Below are 6,222 nucleotides of genomic sequence, written 5' to 3'. Positions count from 1 at the left end.
CTCAGTTCACGAAGAACTGCCGTTCCCGCATTTCACTGCATATTGCGTCAGCAAAGGCGGCGTTAAGATGATGATGCGAAATCTGGCAGTAGAGTTAGGCCCTTTGGGAATCACAATTAATAACGTTGCTCCAGGGGCGATCGCAACTCCAATTAATAAAGATTTACTCGAAGACAAAGAAAAACTCAACGCTGTGGTAAAAAATATTCCGCTAGGACGGTTAGGCAAACCAGAGGATGTATCGAATCTAGTGGCATTCTTAGCTTCATCCGATGCCGATTACATTACAGGTTCCACCTTTTATGTTGACGGTGGCTTGCTGTGGAATTATCAGGAACAATAAGCCTGTGAAAACTGACAAGCTCAGAATTAATCAACTTTCACCCCAGAACTACGAATGGTATCTCACCTATTTACAGGCTATAGATACTAAAAACGTTGAACTGTATAGCAGCTTTCTTGCAGAGGATTGCGTTATGCTCTCCAACAATCATCCTCCTGTTCAAGGTAAAGAAGCGATTGTCCAGTTTCTCTCGAATTACTGGACGACATTTGATAGCTTGGAACACGACTTGCTGAACATTTACGGCAGCGATTTGTTTTTTGTTCTAGAAGCTTTGAACCACTACAAACGTCAGGATGGAGAAGCTGTAACCCTGCGAGCAGTCGCCTTCACCGATCGCAACGCCGCAGGTTTAGTAACTTCCGTCAGATTTTACACAGATACAACAGAACTGTTCTCGTAATCCCCGCATTTAAAGAAAGCAGGGGGCAGGGGAGAATAACTACTGACAACTGACAACTAACTCCTAACTCAGCACTCAGCACTTTTTAAACAGGAAATATTATGGGCAGCTTAACGGATAAAGTGGCGATTGTTAGAGGCGGTTCAGGCGGCATTGGTTCGACGATTTGCGAACGATTGGCGCAAGAAGGAGCCGTTGTGGTTCACTATGGTGGTCATGCTTCTTCAGCAAACAAAATCGTCAATAAAATCAAAACTAACGGTGGTCAAGCAGGCGGCGGCTACGTTTAAAAATAGTAGTTCAATGTACAAAACCTTATGAATCAAGAACTTACCGGGAAAGCTGTAATTGTTACTGGTGCTTCGCGTGGAATTGGACAAGCGATCGCCACACGTTTGGGCAAAGAAGGTGCATTGGTTGTCGTCAACTACGCTAGTAGCGAAGAAGGTGCCACAGCAACTGTGGCAGCGATAAAATCTGCTGCTGGAAGCGCGATCGCATTGCAAGCTGATGTCAGTAATGCTGAGGATGTCCAACGTTTATTTGAGCAAACGATAAGTGAATTTGGAGGAGTGGATGCACTAATCAACAATGCTGGGTGGAAATCAGAAGACGCGCCGATTGCTAAAACTACAGACAGCGACTTCGACAAAATGCTTGCGGTAAATGTTCGCAGTACGTTTCTGTGTTCGCGAGAAGCCGAAAAGTACCTGCAACCAGGCGGACGCATTATTAACTTTACCTCGATTGTCACCCGTCTCAATCGACCTAATGCAGCGGTTTATGCGGCTGCAAAAGCGGCAATTGAAAAATTTACCTACATTCATGCTAAAGAATTAGCGGGTCGTCAAATTACAGTCAACGCGATCGCGCCTGGAGCCACAGACACCGCTATGATGCGACAAGGCAAAACTCAAGACGATATTCAATCTATTATCGACAATACTCCCATGAAGCGGCTGGGAAATCCAGAAGATATTGCGGATACTGTGGTTTTTTTACTTAGTCAACAAGGTGGTTGGATTAATGGACAAACGATCCACTGTAACGGTGGTCTTGGCTGAATCTTGAGAAAATAAAGCATGAGTCATGCCGAAACTGTACAAATATTCTTTAATGCTTACACTACTCACGAAATTCCAGCAATGCTAACGCTTTGCTCACCCACTGCGGCATTCCGCTATGTTCGTTTACGAGACAGCGGTACAGGTTCTGTTCACCAAGCTGCTGCTCAATTGTGGCAACTGTATGTAGATGCCTTTCCCCATTTCAAAACTCAAGTCATAAGTTTGATTGAGGGCAAGGATGGTACAGTCGTTTGCAAGACGTTAAACAGTGGCACACAAGCAAAGCACATTGACAACATTCAAAACAAAGGTAGTACGTTGTCGGTTCTTCATTTGTTTATTTTTGAGTTCAATCCTCAAAATTTGATTGCGAAAATTACTGCCTTTTGGGATAACGACACGGTCTACGCTTAGTTGAGACACACAGAAATACACAATTAATAACAGGAAAAACAGCATGGTAGGCAAACTTGATGGCAAAGTAGGAGTAATTACAGGTGCATCTTCGGGAATTGGTGAAGCAACTGCGATCGCTTACGCTATCACTCAACCTGCTCGTGTTAGCGTCAACGAAATTTTGATTCATCCCAGCAATCAAGAAATGTAATGAGGCAGGGGAGCAGGAGAGTAGGGAAAATTAGAGACTCATTAATGAAGCTTAAAGACTTGTGAACAAGTATTAAAGATCCGGTGATGAGATTTGGTTATTCACTGATGAATTAGGATCAATCCTATGAAAATTGGCATTATTGGCTCAGGCAACATGGGCAGGTCGGTGGGAATTCTTTGGACAGAACGGGGACATGAGGTTTTCTTTGGTTCCCGTGAGGCAGCGAAAGCACAAGCGGTCGCGGAACTTGCAGAACACGGTGCTAAGGGCGGCACAAACGATGAAGCGGCGGCGTTTGCAGACGTAATTTTTTATGGCGTGCGGGAGTTACCTTCTAAGGTTTTTTCTTCAACCGATGTGCTGGCAAACAAAATACTGATTGATTGTAATAATTCACCCATTCCTGAAGATTTTGCGTTTGAACCGATTGTAGAATCAATTGCTGAAAAGTTTGCCGCTGATGTACCCAATGCCCATATAGTCAAAGCCTTTAACACCTTTGCTCAAGAAGTGTTTGAACTAAGTCCAGACCCACTTAAGCAATATCAGGTTTCGTGCTTTGTATGCAGCGATAACGAGCAGGCAAAGCAGACGGTGATGAGCTTGATAACAGATATCGGCTTCAACCCTGTCGATTGTGGCGAATTGCATCGTGCTCGCATGGTTGAGGGTTTGGGCGACTTTATCCGATTTATGATTGTTGGTAGAGAACTTGGCTCTTATGCAACAATTTCAGTTCATCAACTTTCAGAAGCCAAGGAACAACGCTTAGGCGGACGTAAACCAGGATACGCCTGAAGCGACTAAAAAAGCCTGTTGATAATGATTCATTCAAAGAGCGTAAATTAAAAGAAATATGACAGTGGAAGAACAACGCTTGCAAGAAGACCGAGAACGCAAAGCTTACTGGCGACGCTGGGGATCGTACCTGAGTGAGCGGCAATGGGGCACTGTGCGCGAAGACTACAGCCCCGATGGTTCAGCTTGGGACTACTTTCCCCATGACCATGCGAGATCCCGTGCTTATCGTTGGGGCGAAGATGGCATTGCCGGAATTTCTGACAATCATCAGCGATTGTGTTTTGCGATCGCTCTCTGGAACGAGCAAGATCCGATCCTTAAAGAGCGGATGTTTGGCTTAACGAGCAACGAAGGTAATCACGGCGAAGATGTTAAGGAATACTACTTTTTTCTTGACAATACGCCAACTCATGCATACATGAAATTTTTGTATAAATATCCGCAGCAAGCATTTCCCTATACTCAACTAGTCGAAGAGAACCGTCGCCGCAGCAAGCAGAAACCGGAATTTGAATTACTTGACACGGGTGTATTTGCCGAAGACCGCTACTTTGATGTGTTCGTTGAGTACGCCAAAGCCTCTGCTGAAGATATATTAATTCAAATCACGATCGCTAATCGCGGTTCCGAGGCCAAGCCATTGCGTCTGCTGCCGTCACTTTGGTTTCGCAATACTTGGTCATGGGATGGAAAAAGTAAAAAACCAATACTGAAGGTGCTGAAATCAGAAGCAGATTTCAACATCATTGAAGCGTCCCATCCTGACATGAGCAATTATTGGCTCTACTGTCAAGGTGCAGCAGAACCTTTGTTTACTGAGAATGAAACGAATTTTCAGCGGCTGTATGGTGTGGAAAATACCTCACCTTACGTTAAAGATGGCTTTCATGAGTATGCGATCCACAATCGCACGGATGCGGTGAATCCGAACCGCATGGGCACGAAGTTTGCTGCTGACTACAAGTTGATGATTCCACCCGGTGCAACGCAAACTGTACGTTTGCGGCTGGCGGATTCGTCTAGTATTGCCGACCCGTTTGGCGATGAGTTCGAGCAAATTTTAAGCGATCGCATCAAAGAAGCCGACGAATTTTATCAGCGGATTACGCCGTTTCAACTATCTGACGACGAGCGGATCATCCAACGGCAGGCGTTTGCGGGGATGCTGTGGAGCAAGCAGTTTTATCTGTACATCATTGAAGATTGGCTCAAAGGCGACTCTGCTACTTTAACTCCCCCCGATTCGCATCGGAGTGTTCGCAACACAGATTGGGTGCATGTATATATTGATGATGTTCTTTCCATGCCTGATACCTGGGAGTATCCTTGGTTTGCCGCTTGGGATTTAGCATTCCATACTATTCCCTTGGCAATGATTGACCCAGATTTTGCTAAGCGACAACTGCAACGCCTGACGCGGGAATGGTACATGCATCCTAACGGGCAGTTACCCGCTTACGAGTGGGAACTGAGCGATGTCAATCCACCCGTACACGCATGGGCAGCGTGGCAGGTCTATCAAATCGAGCAGAAATTCTACGGACACGCTGACAAACGATTTCTGGAAGGAGTATTTCAAAAGCTACTGCTCAACTTTACTTGGTGGGTTAACCGCAAGGATGCCGAGGGTAAAAATATTTTTCAGGGTGGCTTTTTGGGCATGGATAACATTGGCGTGTTTGATCGCAGTGCCCCCTTACCGACAGATGGCGATTTAGAGCAAGCAGACGGCACAAGCTGGATGGCAATGTTTTGCATGAACATGCTGACAATTGCCCTAGAACTAGCGATGGATGAACCCATCTATGAAGATATTGCCAGTAAATTCTTCGAGCATTTTCTGCGAATTGCCGATGCCATGAATGGGATTGGTCACGATGAACTTGTCCTATGGGATGAGGAGGACGGGTTCTTCTACGATGCACTGCACTTTTCAGATGGACATCATTTTCCGATGAAAGTGCGATCGATGGTTGGGTTAGTGCCTTTGTTTGCGATCGGAATCCTAGAACCCGAAATACTCAAAAAACTTAGTGGATTTCGCCAGCGAACTGAGTGGTTTATTAAAAATCGCCCAGACCTCACAACCGGAATTGCCTGTATGCAAACCACAGGCGAACACCAGCGCCGTTTACTGGCAATCTTAGACGGCAAGAAGCTAAAGCGCATCTTAGAGCGCATGTTAGATGAGTGCGAGTTTTTAAGTCCGTATGGCATTCGCTCTGTATCAAAATTTCATGCCGCTCATCCCTTCATCATGCACGTCAACGATCAGGAGTATCAGGTGGATTACGAACCGGCTGAATCCACAAACAACTTATTTGGTGGTAATTCTAACTGGCGCGGCCCGATTTGGTTTCCGATGAATTATCTGCTGATTGATGCCCTATACCACTTTCATAAATACTTAGGAGATGACTACAAAGTAGAATGCCCGACTAATTCTGGACAATGGATGACGCTGAGGGAAGTAGCGATTGAGTTGTCAGAACGACTTAAACGCATTTTTCAACAAAATGCCAACGGGCATCGACCCGTTTACGGTGCCGTCGACGTTTTTCAGACAAATCCTCATTGGCAAAATTTGCTCACCTTTAATGAGTACTTTCATGGCGACAATGGCGCTGGCTTAGGAGCAAGCCACCAAACTGGTTGGACAGGAGTGATTGCACAATTAATTCATCGGTGTGGTGAAAGTTTATTTCTCGAGTGAACAAACAGCGCGATCGCCTTCGGCGGGCGGTTACGCCATCGCAACAATAGCCAACTTTATCGAAAGCGATCGCAGCTTCTTCAGACATAATTCCGCACCTCTTGGTTATAAAGTGCCAAACTTTCTAATTTTTTTTGTAGGTCTAATGAGGAGGGATTGAGTGCTAGAGTGCCTAAATTCAGTTCATCTTGAAATCGTTTGATTTTGTCACGACAGGTAATTACATCACCAATAATATCGTGTCCGGTTAAAGACTTATCATTTAGACCGCAGGGGGCAGGGGGC

At 45.3% G+C, this 6,222-nt stretch carries 8 protein-coding genes and 1 pseudogene; 8 read left to right on the top strand and 1 reads right to left on the bottom strand.

What is annotated here, in order from left to right:
* From ACFE90_RS34960 to ACFE90_RS34925, 8 genes are all read left to right on the top strand, one after another.
* Positions 1-343: SDR family oxidoreductase (locus tag ACFE90_RS34960; RefSeq protein WP_375506859.1), on the top strand; the 343-nt coding region annotated here is incomplete at its 5' end.
* 4 nt (positions 344-347) lie between these two features.
* On the top strand, positions 348-746 hold the full coding sequence (locus ACFE90_RS34955; protein ID WP_375506858.1) for a nuclear transport factor 2 family protein: 399 nt from the start codon (positions 348-350) through the stop codon (positions 744-746).
* A 101-nt stretch (positions 747-847) separates the two neighbouring features.
* Entirely contained in the window at positions 848-1,036 is a 189-nt protein-coding gene (locus ACFE90_RS34950; RefSeq protein WP_375506857.1) for an SDR family NAD(P)-dependent oxidoreductase, read from the top strand.
* Positions 1,037-1,063: 27 nt separating this feature from the next.
* Positions 1,064-1,810 (top strand): glucose 1-dehydrogenase, encoded by a 747-nt coding sequence (locus ACFE90_RS34945; protein WP_375506856.1) that lies wholly within the window; start codon positions 1,064-1,066, stop codon positions 1,808-1,810.
* An 18-nt stretch (positions 1,811-1,828) separates the two neighbouring features.
* Complete coding sequence (locus ACFE90_RS34940; protein ID WP_375506855.1) at positions 1,829-2,227, top strand: nuclear transport factor 2 family protein; 399 nt, start codon at positions 1,829-1,831, stop codon at positions 2,225-2,227.
* Positions 2,228-2,270: 43 nt separating this feature from the next.
* The gene (locus tag ACFE90_RS34935) at positions 2,271-2,420 is read left to right on the top strand and encodes a hypothetical protein (protein ID WP_375506854.1); all 150 of its coding nucleotides are present in this window, start codon (positions 2,271-2,273) and stop codon (positions 2,418-2,420) included.
* 126 nt (positions 2,421-2,546) lie between these two features.
* Positions 2,547-3,221, top strand: coding sequence for an NADPH-dependent F420 reductase (locus tag ACFE90_RS34930; RefSeq protein ID WP_375506853.1), 675 nt, complete (start codon positions 2,547-2,549; stop codon positions 3,219-3,221).
* A 58-nt stretch (positions 3,222-3,279) separates the two neighbouring features.
* A complete protein-coding gene (locus ACFE90_RS34925) occupies positions 3,280-5,937 on the top strand; it encodes a glucosidase (protein WP_375506852.1) in 2,658 nt (885 codons plus the stop codon).
* Positions 5,938-6,017: 80 nt separating this feature from the next.
* Here ACFE90_RS34925 and ACFE90_RS34920 read toward each other — a convergent pair.
* Positions 6,018-6,222, bottom strand: a pseudogene (locus ACFE90_RS34920) (hypothetical protein); the annotation flags it as partial.

Origin of the sequence: uncultured Nostoc sp. (genome assembly GCF_964245445.1) — a bacterium.
GTDB lineage: Bacteria > Cyanobacteriota > Cyanobacteriia > Cyanobacteriales > Nostocaceae > Nostoc.
The sequence above is the reverse complement of the archived record's forward strand: the minus strand, read 5'-3'. Positions and strand labels throughout refer to the sequence as shown.

Coding starts and splice junctions, on each gene's coding strand:
- ACFE90_RS34945 (WP_375506856.1), top strand. CDS start 1,064: ATGAATCAAGAACTTACCGGGAAAGCTGTAATTGTTACTGGTGCTTCG.
- ACFE90_RS34925 (WP_375506852.1), top strand. CDS start 3,280: ATGACAGTGGAAGAACAACGCTTGCAAGAAGACCGAGAACGCAAAGCT.
- ACFE90_RS34940 (WP_375506855.1), top strand. CDS start 1,829: ATGAGTCATGCCGAAACTGTACAAATATTCTTTAATGCTTACACTACT.
- ACFE90_RS34935 (WP_375506854.1), top strand. CDS start 2,271: ATGGTAGGCAAACTTGATGGCAAAGTAGGAGTAATTACAGGTGCATCT.
- ACFE90_RS34930 (WP_375506853.1), top strand. CDS start 2,547: ATGAAAATTGGCATTATTGGCTCAGGCAACATGGGCAGGTCGGTGGGA.
- ACFE90_RS34950 (WP_375506857.1), top strand. CDS start 848: ATGGGCAGCTTAACGGATAAAGTGGCGATTGTTAGAGGCGGTTCAGGC.